Genomic DNA, 21,816 nt, shown 5'->3' with positions numbered 1-21,816 from the left:
GGCCAAATCCGTTTCCGATTCTTGCACCGATTATATGAATACTTACTCGCAATGTTCGAGAAAGGTGTTATGATTTCTGGAAGAAAAGAGGATATGGTTTGTTGCTCTAATTGAGAGCTTCTTTTTATTTATGATTTCAGCCCGATATAAGTAAAAAAAAGTTTCAATTCAAGGGAACTTTATATACTACATTTAAGTTCCTTCTCCCTAAGCCGAGATTAGAGAGAGATGAACCTTGATCTTCGGATCAAAGATTGAAATAATATGAATGCGAACGACGAGCCTATGAACACACCTACTCCTGAATCTCAAATTTCACCCATTTCGGTGGAATCTGCAATCAGCATTGCGATTTCTCCGGATCAACTTTCCGCGGTTCTCACCGTAAGACCGTATAACCTCAAAGGGGAACCCGTTTCCAAGGATAAACTTTGGAGCATTATCATGGAGTGGGGAATTCATCGAGAAAGAATGTTAACTGATGAAATTCGGAGAATTCTTACTCTATTGGACGAAGCCGGTAAGAAGAATGATTTTACTCCGATCAAGGTGGAAGTCGCGAAAGGTGTGCCGCCTACGCCGGGTGAAAACGGTTGGGTTCGTTTTTATCATCCGATGGCGAAACGTGTCAAATTACTCGAAGATGGTAGAGCGGATTTTAGAAACATCGATCGATATATCAACGTAAAGATCGGAGAAAAACTCGCGACCAAGTTTGAAGGAACTCCGGGGATTCCGGGATTCGACGTCTTCGGAAACATCATTCCCCCTCCCGCGATCAAACGCCCCAAGTTAGTCGTCGGGAATCATATCGAAGAACGAAAGGTGATGGAGGAAGGAAAGGAACTTCAGGAATATCACGCGACGAGCAACGGTGTGATCTTCGTCACGGAATCTTCCATCAACGTTTCTCCTGAATTACAGATTGCGGGTAACGTAGGACTTTCTACGGGGAATATCCAATTCGACGGGAACGTAATCGTTCGAGGCGATATCGAACCCGGCTCGGTCGTCCAGTGTTCGGGCTCCTTGGTTATTTATGGAAACTTAGAAAGTAATACGATCAAAGTCGGTCAAGACTTGATCGTTCACGGTGGGATCAAAGGTGGGACCGATGATATCATCCAGGTGATCGGAAGGGTGCAAGCGAAGTTTATCGAAAACGCAAGACTCGAAACGGAAGGAGACATCATCATCGAAGGAGCGATTCTCAATTCTACGATCGATACTCTTGGTTCCATCATCTTAAACGGTTCGAACGGAAACCTGGTTTCGAGTAAGGTTCGTACAAACGAAGGAGTTTCCTTGAGTTCCTTAGGTTCGAGCGCGGAATTGGACGTGAACATAGAACTCGGTTTTCATTTTAAGAACGATCGTTCCTTTGAGGAAATCACCCGTAAGATTCAATTGGGAGAAAAGGAAATGGAAAAAATTCTCCCTAAAATCCAACAGATCAAACACTTGGTGCAACGTTCGCGAGGGAATCTTCCCGACGATAAGAAGGCCGCCTTTAAGGCGGTTTTCGAGGACTATAATAAGAAATTAAAAATTTTGAATATGCTCAAGTTCAAACAGGACACGCTCAAAGGCGCCCGATTTAATCCAGGTTCGGTTCGTTTGGCAGTTCAGAAAGGCGCCTATCCCGGCGCGGTGATTCATTATCGAAGGCAGATCGAAAAGATCACGAAGTTTCAATCCGCCTTTATGATGGTTTTTGAACCCGGCCAGGATAAGGCGATGATGGTTTCTCTGCAGAAATAATTCCGCACTTCGATTTAAAAAAAAGTTTTTTAAAAAGACAAATACCGGATTCGTTCAAGCGACCTCCGGTGTTTTGGGTTACGATTGTGTTTATGAATCGTAAAAAAGTCTTTTTTCTTTTCGTTCCCGTTCTTTTTGGAATCGTGTTCTGGAACTTTTGCAATCTCCCCGAAGATCATTTTAAAAAACAAATTCAAGAACCGATCGATTTCCCGATCAATGCGGAAATAGAAAAAGTAAAAGATTCTCAAGATCTCGGCGTCAAAGGGATTCAAACTTTGATTTCGGACGTTCCGGCTCAGGATGAGATCTTGTTGCAGGAAGATCGGGGAAGAGCCTTTGTCGCTTCGATGGACGGTTTTATTTGGATCGTGGATCTTAAGAAGAATCTGGCGGAACGTTTTGTAAAGACGCCCCTTTTGCCGGGAGGTATGGTTGCAAATCCGAAAAATCCGGACCTGATTTATTTTTGTTCTTCCAGAGGAAATAAAAACGATCCGATCGAACCGAACGGTCCGGGAATTTACGAATTAAGAATTTCTAATAAACAAATCCGAAAGATTGCAACCCGTGTTCCCAAAATTCCGGAAACCGTAGAAAAGAATCTGAAAAGTCTCATCGGAAAATTCTACACTCCCGAAAAACAACCGACTCTGCGTTTGACCGAAATGACGGAAAAAAATAGTCGTGCGGTGGAGAAAGCGGACGATCTTGCGATCAGCAACGACGGAGAAAGAATCTATTTCACCGAACCATACGATCACTCGGGGGCGATCCTAGGTGTTAGCGCACAATCGAGAAGCGAAGCGCTAACCTTGGGTAAAAACGGAAATCTTTGGATGATCGATTTGAAAAAGGAAGCCGCAAGTCTGGTAGCGCATAACTACGCTTATTTGGACGGAATCTTGTTGGAATATTCTGCCCGAGAAACAAAAGAAACGTCCATCTTGGTGAACGAACTTTCCAAATTTCGCCTACTTCGTTTGCATTTGATAGGTGATCGATCAGGCGAGGATGAAATTGTAATCGAGGGGTTGCCCGGTTTTCCGGACGGCATGGACCGTGATCCGCAAGGAAGAATCTGGATCGCATTGGCGGTCGAAAGATCCAAGCTGATCACCTGGTTACACAATCATCCTTTTTGGAAAAACGTAGTCTTGTATATACCCGAAAGACTCCAACCGGTCTCAAGGAAAACGGCTCTGCTTGTGTTATCAAAGGACGGTAAAAATCCTTTGTATTACGCCGTGCACGACGGTTCCCGGTTTTCGACTCTGATCGTCGTCGTTCCCGGGATAGATCGCGTCTATCTTTCCGTTTACGAAAAAGATTATAAGGGATTGAATGTGATTCCTTATCCGATCTAAAGTTCCGAGACCGAGACGGATGATACAACAGGAAGAACGGGGACATATCCTCATTCAATGAAGAGAAAACCGAAAGGTTCGGAAAATACAAAGATGAGAAAAAGATATCAACGTAGGAAGCATCCGTTTTTCTCTTGATCCTGTTCCATTGAGTGGAAGAATCATTCTTCCGAATGGGCAAAGAATCGATTTTAATAACCGACATTCACAGTCTGGTCAGAGTTTCGAATCCGAAAATCGAACTTCGATCTGGTAATCCTGAATTTCGGGAAGAGATTCTGCTTTGGGATCGGAAGTCGAAGTAAATGGACTCGTTTCACAAGGATATTCTTTATCTCTGGAATAGTAGGGTGATGTATGCGACAAACGCAATGCAGACGGATTTTCACGTTCACTACGCCGCGACGTTAGCGATCACCCTGGAGAGACCGATTCGGATCGAGACCGAACACGGGAAAGAAGAATACCGCGTTGCCTTGGTCGGTCCGAATACGTATCACCGAACGGTTTCACCCGGTGTGGAGATGATCGCCTTATTGATCGATCCCGAAACATACGAATACGGATCCATTTCCGATTTCATAAAAACGGGAGAGGTAAAACCTCTCGATATCGAAGCGTTTCTTCCGCTGATGGAAAGGTTACGAGATCTATACAACGGAATTCTAAACAATGAAGAAGCCTGGGATTTACATCTGGATCTGTTACAATCTGTGTTTCCCTTTCGAAGATTGGAAAAAAACATAGACGAAAGAATTCGAAAAATTGCATATAAGATCCGTACCGAACTTCCGGATAGTATTCGGATGAAGGAGATCGGTAAAGATTTTTCCATCTCCGAGGATCGTTTGATTCGTCTTTTTAAGGAGAATCTTGGAATTCCTCTCCGACGTTATTTGCTTTGGGTCCGAATACTTAGTACTGTGAAACTTCTAAAGGAAGGAAAAAATTTGACCGAAGCGGCGCACGCCGCGGGTTTTTCCGATTCTGCTCACTTTACAAGAACCTTTAAGGAGAATTTCGGCTTTGTTCCTTCTCTATTTTTCGGACATCTCAAGTCGATTGAGGTTCGATTCTGCGAGCCGGATTGATCTTCTTTTCGAAAAATTTCATTCACACCGGAATCATTCAATTCAAAGCTTTTCCTTTCTGTTAGTATTTTCCGTATCTCGAGTAGGGAACAAACTATGCCAGTGCAAACAAGAACGGGATTCGTATCGAAACTTTCCTCTAAACTTTCCAGATTCCATTCCGAATCGATCAAAACTCCGAGCGAAGACGAAAAAGAGGGTTTTAGAAACGCGCAAAAACTGGCGTATCGGTGTGTGACAGAGATTGAAAAGGAAATGCGGGAAGGTTGGACGGAGATTCAAACCGCAAAGAGGATGGAGGAATTTCTAAAAGACCACGGGGTTCGAGTTTTTCTTCATCGTCCTTTTGCGTGGTTCGGAGAACACGCTCGATTTGACGGTTATAAACGTTTTACCCAGTTTCATCCCGGAAAGAAGCGTCTAACGTCGGACGAATCGTTTATCTTGGACGTGTCTCCCGTCGTCGACGGATATATAGGCGATATCGGCTATTCTTCTTCTTTGAAACCGAATCCGGAATTGGAATTAGGAATGGAATATCTTTTAGAACTTCGAAAAAATATTCCGAAATACTTTGCTTCTTCGATGAGCGCTTCCGAGATTTGGTGGAAGATTGATCGGGATGCGAAAGAAAGAGGATTTGATAACGTTCATTCTTTGTATCCGTTCGCGGTCTTAGGCCATAGAGTTTATAAAATTCGTCTTCCTGAAGTTTCCTTTCCGTTGTTGCCGATCAGTTTTGCAAGTTGGTTTAGTTTACAAGGATCCTTTGAATTTCTTTCGCATAAGATATTGCCGGAACTCCTCACGCCGGATCACGAAGGAGATAAGACTGGCCTTTGGGCAATAGAACCACACCTTGGCAGAGGAAAGGTCGGCTTTAAATTCGAGGAAATCCTCGTTGTTGAAAAAGATACCGCGTATTGGTTGGACGAAGACGTTCCACACGTAAAGAGGGAAAGAAAATCGGAGGTATTGAAATGAAAGTAAATCATACTATTCTAATGGTTCCGATTTTAATTTTCGGATTCGGTTGTAATCCCGGGAAAATAAAGATCGGAGAAGGCGTTGTCTTAGGAGAAGTTCCTTCTCAAATTTCGGAAATAGAATCAAAGGAAGATCCATTTTTAAACGGTCTTAAAATTGAAATGGAAGAACTTCCCGGACACGACGATCTGATTTTCGATTCACAAAGAAGAATTGGCTACGCTTCCGGTATGGATGGCTGGATTTGGAAACTCGACGAAAAAACGGGAAAGGCTTCCCGATGGGTACGTCCCCCTGTCAATCCAGCGGGAATGCAGTTCTCGAACGGAGAGAAAAATAAAATTCTCGTTTGCGCTTCCCGTTTGGGAGGAGAATCCTACGAACCGAAAGATAGAGTCGGCCTGTATGAAATCGATATTGAACGTAAAGTAACAACTCCTTTGCTCTTAGATTTGCCCAAGACGGACACAGAAGAATTCCAAAAAGTTTATACGTTAGCCGAAAGACCCACGGTTTTCTTAAAAGATTTAAACGCGTCCAACAGCAGGCCCTTTTCCCTTTGTAACGATCTGGCGGTTTCCAAGGACGGAGATCGGATTTATATCAGCGAACCGTTTGAAAGAGAAAACGCGGCGATGGGAAGCGGAGCGGTACCCGAAGCGATCGGACTCTTTCCGCACGGTAAACTCTGGATGCTGGATCGAAAGCGAACATCCGTCTCTTTGCTGTTAAACGGCTTTACCTTTGTGGATGGAATTCTATTGGAAGAAGGAAAAACAAAAGGGGAAGAATCCGTGGTCATTACAGAGACCACTCGGTTTCGAATTCTAAGAGCTTTTGTATCCGGTAAGAACGAAGGAACGTTCGAGATTCTTTTTGAAAATTTACCCGGTTTGGCGGACGGATTGGAACGAGACGTGAAAGGAAACATCTGGGTGGGAATGATTAAGCGAAGATCGGGACTTGTCGATTTCGTTCACAAAAATCCCTGGCTAAAACCGTTTCTCTTATCTCTTCCTCAGGGAATTCTTCCCATTTCCAAAAAAACGGGAATCCTCGTTTTGAATGTCGACGGAAAAAGAGCGCTCTACTATTCGATGCACGACGGTTCTAAGATCAACGATATATCGGTTGCGGTTCCTTTTCAGGATCGGGTTTATTTTCCCACGTTTGACAAGAAGTCGAGGGGATTGTATTCGCTTCCGATCGACAAATTTTCGTTAGGTGAATGAGTCGTTTTCGAAACGAAGCGAACTCCTAAAAAAGGGATTGCGGAAATCTTTTTTTAAGGAGCGCTGATTTGTTCGAAGTTGTGCTTTTAAGAAGAAAACAATTTTTTTAGATTCTCTTCCGTAACCGGAGATATGATTCCTCTTTCGGTGATCATTCCTGTGATTAAGGAAGCGGGCGTTACGTCGAAAGACGGATTGAGAGCGGGCATTCCTTTCGGTGCGATGATTCCTTCATTTAGGAACGGTTTTCCGTTTTCGTCCTTGAGAAAACCGAAGGATGTCACTTCTTCTTCCTTTCTCATTTCGATCGGAATCTGGGATCCGTCCCGAATTCTAAAATCCATACTCTTCTCCGTCGCGGCCACGTAAAAAGGAACTCCGTGGTGTTTGGCGACGATTGCCAAAGGGTAGGTTCCGATCTTGTTTGCCGTATCTCCATTCGAAGCGATTCGATCGGCTCCCACGATGACTGCATCCACTTTGCGCGAAGACATCACCCAACCGGCCATACTATCCGTGATGAGATAGGCCGGTATTCCTTCTTCTTTGAGTTCCCAAGCAGTGAGTCTCGCTCCTTGAAGATAAGGTCTGGTTTCATCCGCGTACACCGTGAGTGAATGTCCCGCGTCTCTCAATGACCGTATAACACCTAACGCAGTCCCGTGTCCTGCGGTCGCAAGAGCCCCCGTGTTACAATGGGTGATGATATTCAAAGTCGAGGGAGTTTTTGGAAAAAGGGCGAGAGCGTTTTTGGAGAGAGCGAGGTTGTTGTTCAAATCTTCTTCGAGCATAAAAAGGGCGAACTTCTCGGCTCCTCTTTGTAAGTCTTCCAATGGAAAACGAGAATATTCCGTTTCCGGAAAGTGAGCTAAAAATTCTTCAATCGCGAGTCGGAGATTGACAGCGGTCGGTCTGGATTCTAAGAGTTCGCCGAGTTTTTTTTTGAGTTCGGAAAGGGAAGGTTTCTGAGAAAGTCCGTTGAGATAGAGAGTGATTCCGAACGCTCCTGTGATCGCGATTGCAGGTGCTCCTCGAACCACCATTTCTCGAATTGCAAAAATACAATCTTCCATGGTTTTTGCGATCAAAAAGGAGGTGGTGCCGGGAAGAACTCTCTGATCCAAAAGGGTGAGGGTCCCTTCTTTCCAAAGAATTGGTTTTAATCCTGATTCTTGCATTTTTTTGTTCCCAGCTATAAAGGATGAGGGTCTTTTTTTCGATTTAAAAAGAGTGATTGAAAATCATTCTCCTTCTCCCGGAGAATGGGGAAACCCGGGGTGAATTTTTGCCCCGGCTTTGCCTGCTTGACTCTCTGACCACAGTTCGTATTCTATCCTATATGGCAAAAAGAAAATACCGGAACGGAATCTCGCTTTTCGGTTATTCCATTTTTCATCCGATCAATCTGTTCCTCATTGCAAATGTTCTCATATACATTCTTCAACTTTTTGCCGGTGGTACCGGGATTCTCGAATACTACTTCGCTCTGACTCCTGCGCGTTTTTTTCACGGAGATTATTGGCAAATATTTTCTTACGGTTTTCTTCACGACGTTCACGGTACTCCTTTCATTCATCTTTTCCTAAACATGTATGTGTTGGTGATGTTCGGAGGTTTGATCTGTAAATACATTCCCGCTTGGAAATTTTCGGTCGTCTACGTCGTTTCGATTTTAATGGGGGGGCTTACCGTCGCTCTGGCTCCGGTGCTTTTACAGGTGATGGGAATTCCGTATCCGATGGATCTCTACCAAACGATGACGTTGGGTGCAAGCGGGGGGATCACCGGAATTTTGGTTCTTTTTGGAATTTTATTTCCGGAAACGGAAGTCTTTTTGATCTTCTTTCGTATGAAGGCCCGTTATGCTCCTTGGATCATCGTCGGAGTGGGTTACGCGGGAGATCTGATTTCCTTGTATTACTTTCATTCCCCGTTTTTTATCAGTAACTCCTGTCATTTAGGCGGAGCGATCGGCGCCACTTTGATCGCTCCATGGCTCCTGAAAGGAAACGTTTTCGATTCAGGAAAAATCTTTCCAAATCGGAATCGAAAAGAATCGAATCCGGAGCCGCCTACGGCTCGTTCGATGACCGAAGATTTGGATACCCAGACTCGTAAGAATCGAGAACTTTTATCCCAGCTTGCAAAGATCAATTCCTTCTCCGAGAAAGAAACATTTCTGACTCCCTTACAACAGACGAACGTAAATTTATGTCCACCTTCGACCTTTCAACCCGAGGATCCGTTTTGTCTTCGTTGCGAATGGTTACCGAACTGCGCTCTTCGAAAAAATCGCCTGGAACAAAATTCAGGGAATTAATTGTTTCCAATCTTGGAAAGATGTAGAATCGAGAAAAGGCTCATTTTTTATAAGAAAAATCGTCCCATAAGCTGTTAGTAATGGACGGGATACGAGTTTCTTCCGATAAGAATAATAGAATCTTTCCTTGAGTCCGGAATTCTAATCTTTGGTTATATCGAAGGTTCGTACCGATTCGGGATCGTTTGCAAGTTAAGTAAAGAAAGGGTTTGATCGTGACTCAGAATAAAAAGAGTGCCTTGTTCGATATCTTAAAACGAGAAAAACTTGAGAAGTTGGTCAAGGGAAACCGAAATGCCGCTTCCAAGGCCGCCGCCGGAACGAAAGAGACAAAGAAATCGGCTGGTTCGGAAAATCTCGAAGAGAAAACTGCTCCAACGGAAAAGAAAGAAGGGCAGGGAATGAAGATTTATAAGGCAATAGACGAAGTCAAATTGGATATTCGTTATTATTTCTTAGAAGATGAATACAAAGATAAAGTCGCCGGAATTTACAATAAGAACGAAGGTCATCTGGATCGACTCGGAATCGATCCGAGAAAATATCTGGACTACGCAAGAGAGAGTTTTGATCGTTTCAAACAACTCAATAAAAAAATGCCACTCGAACCTATGAATAAAAAATCCTGGGACTACGTGGAGAAGAGTTTGAACGAACTCATCGCGAAACTTTTAGAGAAGTTCGTAAAATAAGATTAGAATCAATTTCGATCCTCGTTTTTTGGAAACGAAATCGAAGTAAAAAAAAGCCGCAAACGTTTGCGGCTTTTTTTATTTTTGAAGTGGCGAAAGGTTCTTAGTTGAAGAATCTTTTGTTCGCTTCTTCTGGGATGGAAATTCCGGTCAGTTTCGCTTTTTGGATAATTTCCCAGAAATATCTGTACGTCGCACGGTCATGAAGATCTCCCGCATATTGAATCGGTCCCCATTCCGCGTTCTGAGCTTGAATCAGAATTTCAGCGGCGGTTTGTACTTCGCTGTAATCCGGAGCCATCGCGTCTAAGATCGCTTGGATCTGAGTTGGATAGATGGACCACATTCTTAAGAAACCGAAATCGTCATGGGCACGTTTTGCGTCTTTGTACGTTTGATACTGATTTTTCAAGTCGAGGGTTACGTTGTGCGCAGGGATGACTCCGTTTGCGAGAGCGGCCGCTACTAAGTTAGCCTTTCCTCTTCTTAAGAGTTCGTGGTCGAACTGACCCGGGCTTTTCATACAAGAAGCTGGGATCGCTCCGTGATGTCCCGAGATGAAGTCCATTAAACCGAAGTCAAGAACTTGCAACCAAGGAAGAGCCGCGATCTTTTCGATTTCCTGAAGCGCTCCGTTTGTTTCGATAAGAACGTGGATCGGAATTTCTCTTTTGATTCCCGCTTTTTGAACCGCTTTTTGGATATAAGTGATCATCTCTTCCACTTGAGCCGCGCGAGTCGGTTTTGGAATTGTGATGTATGCGATTTTTGCACCAGCGCCCGGAACGATGATGTCTACGTCTTGTTTCCAGTATGCGTTTGTATAATCGTGAATTCTCACGCCGCTCATGTTGTGTTTGTTGAGCTCGCTGTTCTGAAGGCGAACGATCAATTCCGCGTGTTCTTTTTCTTTCCCAGTCTGTGCTCCGTCTTCGCAATCCATGGTGATGTCGAAGAGACCGCCGAGTTTGTTCTGGAGTTCAAGGGCTTTTGTAATCAGCTTTTCGGAACCGGCGAAGTGTTCGCAGGCAGGAATGATAGGGAAAGGCTTTTCTCCTTCGAAGAGCGCCTCTCTTGGATGAGTCAATTTAGACATAGAGATACCTTTAATTCTTATTCGAGCCCGCAAGTGAGGGTGAAAAGGCTCTAAATACAGGTTTCGGAAGCGCAGGCCTCTGGTAAACCGATTTTCGGAGAGGTTACGCCTCGAGGAGTTTTAGGATGACCGCTTTTTGCGCGTCCAGACGATTCTCCGCCTGCTGAAAGATGATCGATCTCGGACTCAAGACGACGTCTCTTGTGATCTCGTATCCGGCGTGAATCGGCATATCGTGCATGACCTTCGCGTTTGTTTTTTCCATAAGAGAAGAATTGATCTGATACGGCATCATGAGTTCCATTCTTTCCTTTTTCTTATCCGCGTATGAAGGATCGTTGAAGAATTCCATGTCGAGCCAGGTATCCGTGTAGATATAATCCGCGTCTTTCACTGCCTTTTCGAGATTCTTCTCCCATGCGAGAGTTCCTTTCGACTTGGCTCTTTCGACTGTACCTTCATGGATGTTTTCTTTTTCCGCGATCGGCGTCGCGAGGGTAAGATGAATTCCCAGAGCGGCAGTGATCCCGATGAGAGAATTGACTACGTTGTTATGAACTCCGATGTAGGTAAGTTTTACTTGGTTTAAGGGGCGATCCGGTTTGTCCAAGGCGATCGTCATGACATCGGCGAGGGATTGACAAGGATGAAACATATTGTCGCATCCGTTGATGACAGGAACCTGAGATCCGTTTCTCATCGCCAAGAGGTCTTCGTGTTTTTTGAGACGAGCCATGATCACGGAGACGTTTCTAGAAAGATATCTCGCTTCCAAATCGATGTCGGAAAGTTGAAAGTTAGACGCCATCCAATCCAGATAGATTCCATGGCCTCCCATCTCGGTCATCGCGACTTCGAAAGAAACTCTGGTCCTTGTGGAAGTTTTCTGAAAAAGCATCGCGAGAGTTCTTCCGCTGAGATGACCCGCGTAGTTGACACGATTCTTTTTTACATGAATTGCAAAGTTGAGCAAATCGACGATTTCAGAATCCGACCAGTCTTCCCAGGAAATCAGATGTTTCACGTTACTTTCAGACATAAGAGATATGTACAGAAAACAAAACGGAAGTTGTTTCGTAAATGAAAATAGATCAGGAGCGCAGAAAGGCCGACCCAAGGGAGGACATTCTGCAAGTGGATGGAACTCTTATCTGGCGCCCATCAAACGACGAAAGTTGTCCTTTGGAAGGCTCCATTCTTTTAGTTCACAAGAGAAAACTTCCTTTTTCGCGGCGCGGTCCTCTCCACTCTAAAAAAAAAACGGGGCGAGAGCGCGCCACAAAAGAGTTAGGGAAAATCTTAAAGAGAAAAAAATTTAGAATCGGCTACTTCCATTCTTGGACCAGTGCCGTCGCTTTCTATGGATCGCAACGGCAGGGACAAATCTTAAAGAGAAAAAGATTTAGAGTCGGCTACTTCCATTCTTGAATCAGTGCCGTCGCTCTCTATGGATCGCAACGGCAGGGACAAATCTTAAAGAGAAAAAGATTTAGAATCGACTACTTCCATTCTTGGAGCAGTGCCGTCGCTCTCAATGGGTCGCAACGGCAGGGACAAATCTTAAAGAGAAAAAGACTTAGAATCGGCTACTTCCATTTTTGGAGCAGTGCCGTCGCTCTCTATGGATTGCAACGGCAGGGACAAATCCGAAACAAGAAAAAGCTCTGAGAGAATCTTCGAATACTAAAACGCGTGAGCCGCCGTTTTTAAGAACCGGATCGGATCCCGAAAAAATGCGGAAATAAATTCTTGAGAAGAATGTTTAAGAAGCGAGTTCCAGTGCGATGAGAAGATCCGGATACTTTGTGGTCTGATGAAATTGAATTCCTAAGATAAATCCATCTTGATCCGGTCTGCGAACCTGTCTTTGTAAACTTCCGTGAAATCGAAATTGGAGGTTTAAGTTGGGGGAAGCGATCTGGCCGCTCAAGGGAGATCCGACGAGGAGGTTCAACTCTTTCTGAGAAGAGATCGTGATTCCGTCTTCTCTGATTTTTAAGATATCAAAAGATTCTTCGAGTCCGTCGATATGAAGTTTCAATCCTTTGAGAACTCTGGATGGAGTGAGGGGAATCCCTTCCATAAAACACCTTTGTCTTTGTAAGATAAAAAAGAATGTAGTCGATTCCTGTTACAATCGATTTACCCGATCAATACGAACGTGAGAAAAAAAGAAAAGTCGGCATTGGAAATTTTTTTAAAGAATCGAGGAAGTTGAAATCGAAAAAGGCGAGGGGCTTCTAAGAATGGAAAAGCCCTGTTGGAGAATTTTGTCGGAGTTCCTACATTTTTTGAGGTTTGAAATTTGGTTGCAGAATTTGCTTTTTTGCGATAGAAGAAAGTCTCCCGAAATTTTCCCGCCACCTCTCCTCCTCCACCCAAAACTCAGCGCGGCACTCTCTACGGATCGCGCCGCAGGTGGGGCCCGCGTCTTTCACAGAGGAGCGTCGGAACTACGACGAGGCGCGCTCTTAAATTACAAGCTCTGGTTCTTTCTAACCTTCCATTCAATAAAAGTTCGCTCGTTCGAACCCCAGTTTAATTGCTGACAGTCGGCTTAGAACGAAAAATCTGGAATTGGGTAGGGCAAATTCTATGAGCGAGATCGTAACGCAGAAACACAATCAAACGATAGAAGAAGAAACCCGTCGAAGACGAACCTTTGCGATCATAGCCCACCCGGATGCGGGAAAAACTACACTCACTGAAAAACTTCTCCTCTACGGAGGCGCCATCCAACTCGCAGGTGCGGTAAAGGCTCGGAAGAATCGGAAGGCCGCCACTTCCGATTGGATGGAGATGGAAAAAGAAAAAGGAATTTCGATTACCTCTGCGGCGCTCCAGTTTGAATACAACGGACACGTCCTCAATCTCTTGGACACTCCGGGTCACGAAGATTTTTCCGAAGACACATATCGAACACTCATCGCGGCGGATACGGCAGTGATGGTTCTCGACGCCGGAAAGGGAGTTGAGCCACAGACGATCAAACTCTTCAAGGTCTGTCGAGATCGAGGAATCCCGATCGTAACCTTCATCAACAAAATGGACCGACCTACGAAGAACCTCTTTGTCCTTTTGGACGAGATCGAAAAGGTTCTCGGAATTTCCGCGGTTCCAATGGTTTGGCCGATCGGAACGGGCGTCGACTTCAGCGGAGTTTATTCCAGAAAAGACAAATCGATTCTTACCTATGTTAAAACTCCGGGAGGAAGTCAAAAGTCTTCCTTTCAAACATCGGGGATCAACGATCCGGAATTGGATTCTCGTTTTGAAGATTGGGTCATCAAGGCATTTCGAGAAGAATTGGAACTCGTAGAAGGTGGAATCTCCGAGTTTAGCGAAGAAGATTTTTTAGAATCCAAAATTACTCCTGTATTCTTCGGTTCCGCGGTAAACAACTTCGGAATCCAATTGTTTTTAGATGAATTTATAAAGATCGCACCACCGCCTATGTTCTTTCCTTTGAAAGACGGATCCAGACTCGATCCAATCCACACTCCCTTTAGCGGCTTTATCTTCAAGGTCCAAGCAAACATGAATCGTCAACATCGGGATCGAATCGCATTCTTAAGAGTCACTTCCGGTAAGTTTGAAAGAGGACTCAACGTCCTTCACGGAAGATTAGGAAAATCTGTTAAACTTTCTTCTTCTTTTGCTTTTTTCGGGCAGGATCGAAACACTGTGGATGAAGCGTATCCGGGAGATATCATCGGACTTGTAAATCCGGGAACCTATGCGATCGGAGATATCGTCGCTACTTCGAAGGTTCCCGATCTCAAAGGGCTTCCCGTGTTCGCACCGGAACTCTTTGCGACGATCTCTTCTTCCGATACCGCGAGTATGAAGAGTTTTCGAAAAGGAATCGATCAACTTGCGGAGGAAGGAATTCTGCATCTCTTTTCTTCTCAGACCGTCGGCGGAGGATTGCCGATCATCGGAGCGATGGGACAACTTCAGTTCGAGGTTTTCAAAAGGAGACTTATGGACGAATACAACGCGCCGTCCACGATCACGATTCTTCCGTATGCAATCTCTTGTTGGATTGCGCAGGAAGACCTTTCGAAAGTTCCCACTTCCGCAAATCTTGTTACGGATCGGGGAGGGCGCGCCGCACTTCTTTTCGACACCGAATGGGACAAGGGATACTTTCAAAAGAAGAATCCGGAGATAACTCTTTTGGATTATCCGCCTTCCGCCTAAAAGAATAAGAATCTTTTTCTTTGGGAAAAGAAGATCCCGTTTCCTCTGAAAGATCCCCTAAACACGGGATCTTTCTCTCACCTCTTCGCCAATCGGTGGCAGACTTTCCCTTATTTCTATAGAATGTAATATCCGAACCGTTTGTTTTCAAAGAATCTTCCGAATGAAAACGAAGTTTTCTTGGATTGCGCCGCCTTTCTTGACAAGAAGTCAGTCCATTCCATCGACAAAAATCAAAATTTTTGTTTTCTAAAAAACGGTTTTCGATTTTGAAAATCCACACATCGATCTTAAAAAAAAGAGAATTTTCAAAGTAAGAATCTGAATTTTTTCAGAGTCATACAATGTGTATTTGCACCAGATGTCTTTGAGGCGAAGCGGTCTTTGGCCACTTCGCCTATTTTTTTTTAAACCCATTTGTTCAAACGGGAAGTCCTTTTTTTAAAGGGCTTTTGCGGAATCGTCGACCGATTTCTTAAAAAGTCTTCATCCTCTTCCCAAAAACCCAATAAAAAGGAACCAAAATCCTTTCGGGATCTACGCCGTTTTTTTCAATTTTCGATCCACGTTATGCGCTTCCAAACGGTCGGCTCGATTTCGAATAAAGCGAAATGTTCAATGAAAGTCTTCATCTCCCACGGAAAAAACGGAATAACCTTCGGCCCAAAATTTTCTTTTACCTAAAATTCTGGAAGAATAACCTTTGAGATGACGAACTACCGTTGCAATTCCGATCGTCGGTGGAATGGAGAGAAGGGCATGGACCCGATTTTTAGTTCAGTTTACGAGATAAATTTTTAAGTTCAATTCTTCGCACTTTTCTCGAAAGAGATTTCGAATCTGAATCATCAAATGCGTATTTAACCAAGGATCCTTTTTTCTTGTTTCAAAGATCAAGTGGTAATCGTTTGCGTAGACGGAGTGGGCGAGTTTTGACTTTTTTCTGAGCGTTGTAATTTGAATGATTTTCATAGATTCTCCTGACTTTGTTGGAACTCCAGCGAATCTTTGATTCAACGTGAAAGTCAACCTTCCTATAAATCGAAGCAGGAAATTTTTTAGAAAATTATACATTTCGGCGAAATCTGAAAGAAAGGTGGAATGAAAGTTTCGATTGAAATGAGAACAAATTTGAATTTTAGAATATTCTAAAATATGCATTTTTTTTTGAAGTAGGTCGATTCTTGAAAGAAAATGTGGGAACTCTTACTTTCAAAGAGATTTCTAAAAAGGATTTATTATTTCCGACAAACAATCTCGTCCTGAAAAATACTTGAAATCGGACTTGAAGTCCCTCTCGAAGAAAATACGGATAAACCTTTTTTTAAGAATTCTAAAATGAAACGGCTTCTGAAAAAAAACCGAAGATCGTTTCGAAGGAAAATTCGATTCTTCTCAGTGAATATTCGAAGAAGAGAATAAAAAAAGCCGGCTTTTGAAGACCGGCTTTTTTAAAAGTAAATTCTAAGTTAGAATCGTTTAAGCAAGATTATCCGCGACCAATTCAGCGATATCTTTTACTTTTACTTCTTCTACTTTTCCTTCGTGTTTCACACCGTCGGTGATCATGGTCACGCAGAAAGGACAAGCCGTGGCGATGGTGGTCGCACCGGTATCCAGAAGTTGTTTTGTTCTCTTGATATTGACTCGATCGTTGTTTTGTTCTTCCATCCACATCTGAGCTCCACCGGCTCCACAACAAAGACCTTTTGTGTGGTGATCGGAAGGTTCGGCGAGCTTTCCACCGGCGACTTTTTTAACCACGTCTCTTGGGTTCTCGTAGTTATCATTGTAACGACCGATGTAGCAAGAATCGTGATAGGTGTATTTTCCGGAAGAAGCGTCTTCCGCTGTTTTTACATCCAGCTTTTTCTCTTTTACGAGGTCGTTGATAAACTCGGAATGGTGCACCACTTCGAAGTTTCCTCCGAACTGAGGATATTCGTTTTTGATTGTATTGTAGCAGTGTGGACAAGCGGTCACAACTTTTTTCACGTTGTATCCGTTCATCGTATCCACGTTTGTCTGTGCAAGAGTTTGGTAGAGATATTCATTTCCTCCTCTTCTTGCCGAATCTCCGGAACAGTTTTCTTCGGTTCCTAAGATTCCAAACTTCACGTCTGCTTTCTGGAGAATTTTTACGAAAGATTTCGCGATGCTCTTGTTTCTCTCGTCAAAAGCTCCGGCGCAACCGACCCAGTAGAGAACGTCTACGTTGGAATCTTCCGCCATGGTTTTTACACCAAGGCCGTCCGCCCAATCCGCTCTCGTGTGAGCTCCTACACCCCAAGGGTTGGAGTTGTTTTCCATGTTCACAAATGCGTTTTGAAGTTCTACAGGGAATTTGGATTCCGCAAGAACCAAGTGTCTTCTCATTTCCATGATAGCGTTGACTTGGTTGTTTCCAACGGGACAAGCTTCGACACAGGCGTAACAAGTCGTACAACCCCAAAGGGCTTCTTCGGAAAGACCTTCGTAGTTGTTGATCACGGCGGTATCCAGTGCGGCAACTTTTTCAGCGGCTACATTAGCGTCGGATTCTTCCAAACGAATCTTTGCAACTTCCGGCATTTTTTCAAGAAGTGCGTGTTTGAGTTCTACGATGATTGCTTTTGGGTTTAGAACTTTTCCGGTTCTGTTTGCGGGGCACTGAACTTGACAACGTCCGCACTCGATACAGGACATCCCGTCGAGAAGGTTCGGCCAAGGAAAGTCTTCCACACGATTTACACCCCAGACCACATTCTCATCTTCTAAATTGATTTTAGAAAGAGCTCCCTTCGGAGTATCGGATTGAAGGAAGTAGTTAAACGGTGCGAAGATCAAGTGCGCGTGTTTGGAAGTCGGCACGTAGAGCATGAATGCGAAGACGGAAAGAATGTGGATCCACCAAGTGATTTGAACAACCAAATCCGCAGTGGAATATTCCACACCGATCGATTTCCAAACCGCACCGATACCTGCCGCGATCAAAGAAGCGTTTTCAGTCGGACTGTCGTAAACTGCTCCCACTGCTTTGGCGCCTTCGCCCAAAAGTGTGGAGATCATAAGAATGGAAATCATCGAGATTACGATTGCAGAAGCAGGAGAATGGACATCGAGTCCTTTTGCTTTTTGAATCCATCTTCTCCAAGCAAAGAATCCGAGGCCGATCAAGACAAGAATGGAAACGACTTGTACGATCGATTCATACAAATGCCCCGCACTTTCTCCGAAAAGAAAACCGACGAGGGAGAACTTATAAGGGTCATCCATTCCGTAACCGATCAAACCCGAAATCATCTGGCTTGTGGTATGGATCGTATAAATTACGAAACCGTAAAAGATAAACGCATGCATGATTCCACGAAGAGGTTCTTTGAAGTTCTTCTTCTGAAGAATCACGTTCTGGAGAAAACTGTTGATTCGAAATCCCCAGTTCGGGTTTTCCAGAAAGTTCTCGGTCCCCGCGGCTTTTCTGGCGTTGAAGATCAGTTTAAGGCGATAAAGAATCGCACGAATAAAAACTACGTTCGCGATAACGAAGAGGATCGTAAAGATCACGTGAAAGGCGATTTGCGAAATTGCCATATTGATGAGTTACCCTTTCTTTTGGATTGGTGAATTGATTTACAGCGTAGGAATCGAGAACCTCCCTGTCGAGGAATTTTCAAATCTTGCATCTTCAGTAGAACGATCGTTCTTGAGATTGAAACTCAATGGTTTTCGAAGCAGATTCTCGTCCACGCTGTAAATCATCGAGTGTGGGAACTCTCACAGTTTTCGAAGCAGATTCTCGTCCACGCTGTGAAACATGGAGTGTGGGAACTCTCACAGTTTTCGAAGCAGATTCTCGTCCACGCTTTGAAACATCGAGTGTGGGAACTCTCACAGTTTTCACAAGGGCGGATTCACCTCCAAATTGAGACGAGGTCTCTTTGAATCAAAGAGTCTTGACAGACTCGATTTTCCTTTTAAAAAAGAAGATGCAAAATAAGGAATCAGTCCAAAGATTGAAGGACGTTCTTTTTTTTAGAATGCCTGAACAGGAGCAGAAGTGGCCTCAATTTTTTCATCGCATCCCACCGATCTTATCTTAGAAAAAGCCCTAGACGGGGTTCGCATTTCTCCCGAAGAAGCCTTGTCGCTTTATAAGGACGCAGACTATCTCAAGATCATGGCCACGGCTCGGACCTTGAGAGAAAAAATTCTCCCTCCCACGCAAGCAAGTTATACGATGTTTCGCGTCGTAAACTACACAAACTTCTGCAATGTGGAATGTAGTTTTTGTTCTTTTATGGATGAGATTGGAAGCGGGAAAGGTTACGTCCTAAGCGCCGAAGAAATTTTGGAAAAGATGGACTACGCAGTGAGCGAAGGCGCCGATCAGATGTTCCTCCAAGGTGGAGTTTACCCGGATCTTCCTTTTGATTATTATCTGAACGTCATCTCTTCCGTGAAAAAGAAATATCCGGACATGCACATTCGTGCGTTTTCTCCCGTGGAAATCATCAACTTAGAAAAAATCACGGGACTTCCTCTCAAAGAAGTATTACAAATTTTGAAACAAGCCGGCCTTGATTCCGTTCCCGGAGCGGGAGCCGAGATTCTTACGGATCGGATGCGCAATATCATTTCTCCTAAAAAGGCGACTACGGAAGAATGGGTTCGCGCGATGGAAACCTGTCACGAGGCTGGACTTCCGGGGAGCGCGAATATCGTCTTCGGTTCCGAGGAGACGAAAGAAGAAGTGATCGAACACCTAAGCGTCGTGCGAAATCTCCAGGACCGGTCCGGAGGATTCTTATCCTTTATTCCTTGGACGTTTCAACCGCAGACAAAACGTTTTAAAGTGCGCGCCGTTTCCACGCAAGAATATCTAAAGGTTCTCGGGATTTGTAGAATCTTCTTAGACAACATTCCTCATATCGAAACCTCCGTAATGGTTCTTGGAAAGGGAGTCGGACAACTTGCGTTGACGAGCGGAGCCGACGATATCTCTTCCGTCGTCATCGAAGAAAACGTCCTTCGTTCCTACGGACTCAAGACCGAAAAAGAAGCGATCAAGTTTTTGAAGGAAGGCGGATTTGTTCCAAAACGAAGAGACCTTCTCTACAACTACGATCGATACGGAAACGAATTGGCGCAGAGTCTTTAGAAATTTCTCTTCGAGGGAATCTTCTTTTTTTTCATCTTAAAAAAGAGGGAAATTTTTCTCCGAAGGACTGTTCTTCTAAAGGGACGTGGTCCGAAAATCTTCGTTTCGTTCTTTGAGATGGATCTCGCCAAATTCTGCTGGAGAAACGGACTTGAAGTCCGGATCAACCTATATTTACAAAAAATAGATTTGTCGGAACAAAGAATGGCTCTTCCCATACGATTCCGAGATAAGAATTAGAAAAGAGAAGAATCCGTTTTTCGAAGGAAAAAGGTCTTATAAAGAGAACGTCTTTCCAAACAAAAGGAAGATGAGGAGAAAGAGATGAAGATTTTGAATAGCATTCTGGTGTTTTCCTTGGCATTTACCTCCTGCACACACGAGGTAAAAGAGAGAATTCATGTGGATACGGGTGTCACCGTAAAAACCCTCGGACCTCATCAATACGAACTTGTCTCAATCGGTCAGGCGTCTTCTTCTTCTGTCGAAGAAAACGACAAGTTCAAAATGCAGAACACTTCCTGCACAGCGGCCAAGACGATCGCCACTCGAAAGCTGGAGGAACTCGAACCGGATCAAAAGAACAGACAGTTTTTTTTGGAACTCAAGAATACGAAGTATTTAGAAGAAGGCGTTTATTGCGAGATCACCTATCACTACGAACTTCCAACTCCTAAGAAGTAAAGGATTTCGGATTTTCTTTCGGAAAATAGCGAACAGGTTCGATAAACGAGACCCGATTTCTTCCCTTTTTTTTGGATTCGTAAAGAGCTGAGTCGATCGAGTGATAGATGTCGTCGAAACTGAATTCTCCTTCGGGGCCGAAGATGCAGGCTCCGATGGAAACTGTGATTTTTACGGGATCGCCTGTTTTTGTATGATACGATAGTTCCTTGGTGGAAACGTCCAATCTGAGTTTTTCACAGAGTTGGGAAAGGTCTTCTCTTTTGATCGCGTCGAGAAGAATACAAAATTCGTCCCCTCCGATTCGGGAACAGACGTCGGTGGCTCTGACTCTGTGTTTCATCACTTCCGAAATCGTTCTCAAAGCCTGATCTCCTGCAAGATGTCCGTAGGAATCGTTGATCTCTTTGAGATAGTCCATATCCAAGATGATCATCGCGAGAGAGAATCGATAACGTTGCGCTCTCTTTAAAAAAAGTTCAAACTGTTCGATCAGATATCTTCTATTGTAAAGACGAGTGAGTTCATCCACCTTCGAAATTTTTTCGATCTGAATGTTTTTGTCTCGGAGTTTGCTCACTGCCTTTTGTAATTTTTTCTTTGCACGATGATCCATCACTCTCCAGAAATTGATCAGAAGATTCCCGATCACACCTGTCGTAAGATAAATCAGAATGATCGCAAAGTCGTGTTGCAAAGGTATTGCAAAACCGGTGATCGTCGTACAAACTACGAGAGAAAAATAAAAGAGGGAGTTGAAAAAGATCACCGTGGTTCCCGTAAACCAGAGGAGAATGTTTCCGCTCACGACCAGGGCGGTAAAAAAATGGAAGTAAAGTCCCATTCTTTCCGAATCCAAAAAAACAAAGGGGAGCAAAGAGAATACGATGGTTCCTGAGGAGAGAATACTAAACCTTTCAATGCTCTTCCGAAAAAAATGCTTCCATTTTATAAGTAAGAATGCGAAAAACCCGGAAAGAAAAATCACCGTCAATCGAGAGAAAATCAAGAGACGATTTTCTTCACCAAAGGGATGGGCTCCATCGGGAACCAATGCGGAAAGAATACTGATCCCAATGCAGAGAAAAAAATAGATTACGGTCGCTCTTCGGATGTCCGGTTGATAGATTTTTAGATAATCATCCGGGAAGGGATTGAAAAAAACTCTTCGAGCGAGGAGTCTAATTTTTTGATTGTTTCCGAATGAATATCTCATTTCTCTTTAAATTGCAAAACAGGATCTCGC

The 21,816-nt window shown here is 43.9% G+C and carries 18 protein-coding genes and 1 pseudogene; 11 read left to right on the top strand and 8 right to left on the bottom strand.

All coding sequences use genetic code 11. The annotated features are described in order from the left end of the window. Window positions 1-264: 264 nt before the first annotated feature. The 5 genes from DLM75_RS13540 to DLM75_RS13520 all read left to right on the top strand — a co-directional run bounded on the left by DLM75_RS13540 (window position 265) and on the right by DLM75_RS13520 (window position 6,438). Window positions 265-1,761: a FapA family protein gene (locus tag DLM75_RS13540; protein ID WP_118969022.1), complete on the top strand. Its 1,497-nt coding sequence runs from the start codon at window positions 265-267 to the stop codon at window positions 1,759-1,761. 92 nt (window positions 1,762-1,853) lie between these two features. Continuing rightward, the gene (locus DLM75_RS13535) at window positions 1,854-3,128 is read left to right on the top strand and encodes an SMP-30/gluconolactonase/LRE family protein (RefSeq protein ID WP_118969021.1); all 1,275 of its coding nucleotides are present in this window, start codon (window positions 1,854-1,856) and stop codon (window positions 3,126-3,128) included. A 305-nt stretch (window positions 3,129-3,433) separates the two neighbouring features. Beyond that, window positions 3,434-4,219 (top strand): helix-turn-helix transcriptional regulator, encoded by a 786-nt coding sequence (locus DLM75_RS13530; RefSeq protein WP_429945468.1) that lies wholly within the window; start codon window positions 3,434-3,436, stop codon window positions 4,217-4,219. A 96-nt stretch (window positions 4,220-4,315) separates the two neighbouring features. Beyond that, window positions 4,316-5,203 carry a M24 family metallopeptidase gene (locus DLM75_RS13525; protein WP_118969020.1) on the top strand — a complete coding sequence of 296 codons (888 nt, stop codon included), beginning with the start codon at window positions 4,316-4,318 and terminating at the stop codon, window positions 5,201-5,203. After that, window positions 5,200-6,438: an SMP-30/gluconolactonase/LRE family protein gene (locus tag DLM75_RS13520; protein WP_118969019.1), complete on the top strand. Its 1,239-nt coding sequence runs from the start codon at window positions 5,200-5,202 to the stop codon at window positions 6,436-6,438. Before DLM75_RS13525 ends, DLM75_RS13520 begins: the two co-directional genes overlap by 4 nt. A gap of 86 nt (window positions 6,439-6,524) precedes the next feature. On the opposite strand, the gene mtnA is transcribed toward DLM75_RS13520, so the two are convergent. Then, window positions 6,525-7,616, bottom strand: coding sequence for an S-methyl-5-thioribose-1-phosphate isomerase (mtnA, locus tag DLM75_RS13515; protein ID WP_118969018.1), 1,092 nt, complete (start codon window positions 7,614-7,616; stop codon window positions 6,525-6,527). Between the two features lie 161 nt (window positions 7,617-7,777). Here mtnA and DLM75_RS13510 point away from each other — a divergent pair, with 161 nt between their 5' ends. Both DLM75_RS13510 and DLM75_RS13505 read left to right on the top strand, forming a co-directional pair. Beyond that, window positions 7,778-8,758 (top strand): rhomboid family intramembrane serine protease, encoded by a 981-nt coding sequence (locus DLM75_RS13510; protein WP_241547918.1) that lies wholly within the window; start codon window positions 7,778-7,780, stop codon window positions 8,756-8,758. Window positions 8,759-8,973: 215 nt separating this feature from the next. After that, window positions 8,974-9,450: an LIC11177 family protein gene (locus DLM75_RS13505; RefSeq protein ID WP_118969184.1), complete on the top strand. Its 477-nt coding sequence runs from the start codon at window positions 8,974-8,976 to the stop codon at window positions 9,448-9,450. 103 nt (window positions 9,451-9,553) lie between these two features. On the opposite strand, the gene DLM75_RS13500 is transcribed toward DLM75_RS13505, so the two are convergent. Both DLM75_RS13500 and DLM75_RS13495 read right to left on the bottom strand, forming a co-directional pair. Then, window positions 9,554-10,546 carry an HpcH/HpaI aldolase/citrate lyase family protein gene (locus DLM75_RS13500; protein ID WP_118969017.1) on the bottom strand — a complete coding sequence of 331 codons (993 nt, stop codon included), beginning with the start codon at window positions 10,544-10,546 and terminating at the stop codon, window positions 9,554-9,556. 103 nt (window positions 10,547-10,649) lie between these two features. Further along, entirely contained in the window at window positions 10,650-11,585 is a 936-nt protein-coding gene (locus DLM75_RS13495; protein ID WP_069607748.1) for an ornithine carbamoyltransferase, read from the bottom strand. Window positions 11,586-11,626: 41 nt separating this feature from the next. On the opposite strand from DLM75_RS13495, the gene DLM75_RS13490 reads away from it, so the two are divergent. Then, window positions 11,627-11,974, top strand: coding sequence for a hypothetical protein (locus DLM75_RS13490; RefSeq protein ID WP_118969016.1), 348 nt, complete (start codon window positions 11,627-11,629; stop codon window positions 11,972-11,974). A gap of 334 nt (window positions 11,975-12,308) precedes the next feature. Here DLM75_RS13490 and DLM75_RS13485 read toward each other — a convergent pair whose 3' ends face one another. Continuing rightward, window positions 12,309-12,629 carry a hypothetical protein gene (locus tag DLM75_RS13485; RefSeq protein ID WP_118969015.1) on the bottom strand — a complete coding sequence of 107 codons (321 nt, stop codon included), beginning with the start codon at window positions 12,627-12,629 and terminating at the stop codon, window positions 12,309-12,311. A 512-nt stretch (window positions 12,630-13,141) separates the two neighbouring features. Here DLM75_RS13485 and DLM75_RS13475 point away from each other — a divergent pair. After that, entirely contained in the window at window positions 13,142-14,749 is a 1,608-nt protein-coding gene (locus tag DLM75_RS13475; RefSeq protein ID WP_118969013.1) for a peptide chain release factor 3, read from the top strand. A 615-nt stretch (window positions 14,750-15,364) separates the two neighbouring features. Here DLM75_RS13475 and DLM75_RS25025 read toward each other — a convergent pair. The 3 genes and pseudogenes from DLM75_RS25025 to DLM75_RS13460 form a co-directional block, all read right to left on the bottom strand. After that, a pseudogene (locus DLM75_RS25025) lies at window positions 15,365-15,511 on the bottom strand (transposase); the annotation flags it as partial. A 15-nt stretch (window positions 15,512-15,526) separates the two neighbouring features. Beyond that, the gene (locus DLM75_RS24120) at window positions 15,527-15,721 is read right to left on the bottom strand and encodes a hypothetical protein (protein WP_147456638.1); all 195 of its coding nucleotides are present in this window, start codon (window positions 15,719-15,721) and stop codon (window positions 15,527-15,529) included. Between the two features lie 507 nt (window positions 15,722-16,228). Further along, a complete protein-coding gene (locus DLM75_RS13460) occupies window positions 16,229-18,319 on the bottom strand; it encodes a heterodisulfide reductase-related iron-sulfur binding cluster (RefSeq protein WP_118969011.1) in 2,091 nt (696 codons plus the stop codon). 466 nt (window positions 18,320-18,785) lie between these two features. Here DLM75_RS13460 and mqnC point away from each other — a divergent pair, with 466 nt between their 5' ends. Further along, on the top strand, window positions 18,786-19,886 hold the full coding sequence (gene mqnC, locus DLM75_RS13455; protein WP_118969010.1) for a cyclic dehypoxanthinyl futalosine synthase: 1,101 nt from the start codon (window positions 18,786-18,788) through the stop codon (window positions 19,884-19,886). Window positions 19,887-20,210: 324 nt separating this feature from the next. After that, a complete protein-coding gene (locus DLM75_RS13445) occupies window positions 20,211-20,570 on the top strand; it encodes an LIC11299 family lipoprotein (RefSeq protein ID WP_118969008.1) in 360 nt (119 codons plus the stop codon). On the opposite strand, the gene DLM75_RS13440 is transcribed toward DLM75_RS13445, so the two are convergent. Continuing rightward, entirely contained in the window at window positions 20,560-21,786 is a 1,227-nt protein-coding gene (locus DLM75_RS13440) for a GGDEF domain-containing protein (protein ID WP_118969007.1), read from the bottom strand. The two genes, DLM75_RS13445 and DLM75_RS13440, sit on opposite strands and share 11 nt — an antisense overlap. Window positions 21,787-21,816 lie beyond the last annotated feature (30 nt).

The sequence above is a fragment of the Leptospira stimsonii genome, assembly GCF_003545885.1.
GTDB classification, from domain to species: domain Bacteria; phylum Spirochaetota; class Leptospiria; order Leptospirales; family Leptospiraceae; genus Leptospira; species Leptospira stimsonii.
This window is presented reverse-complemented; position numbering and strand designations above follow the sequence as displayed.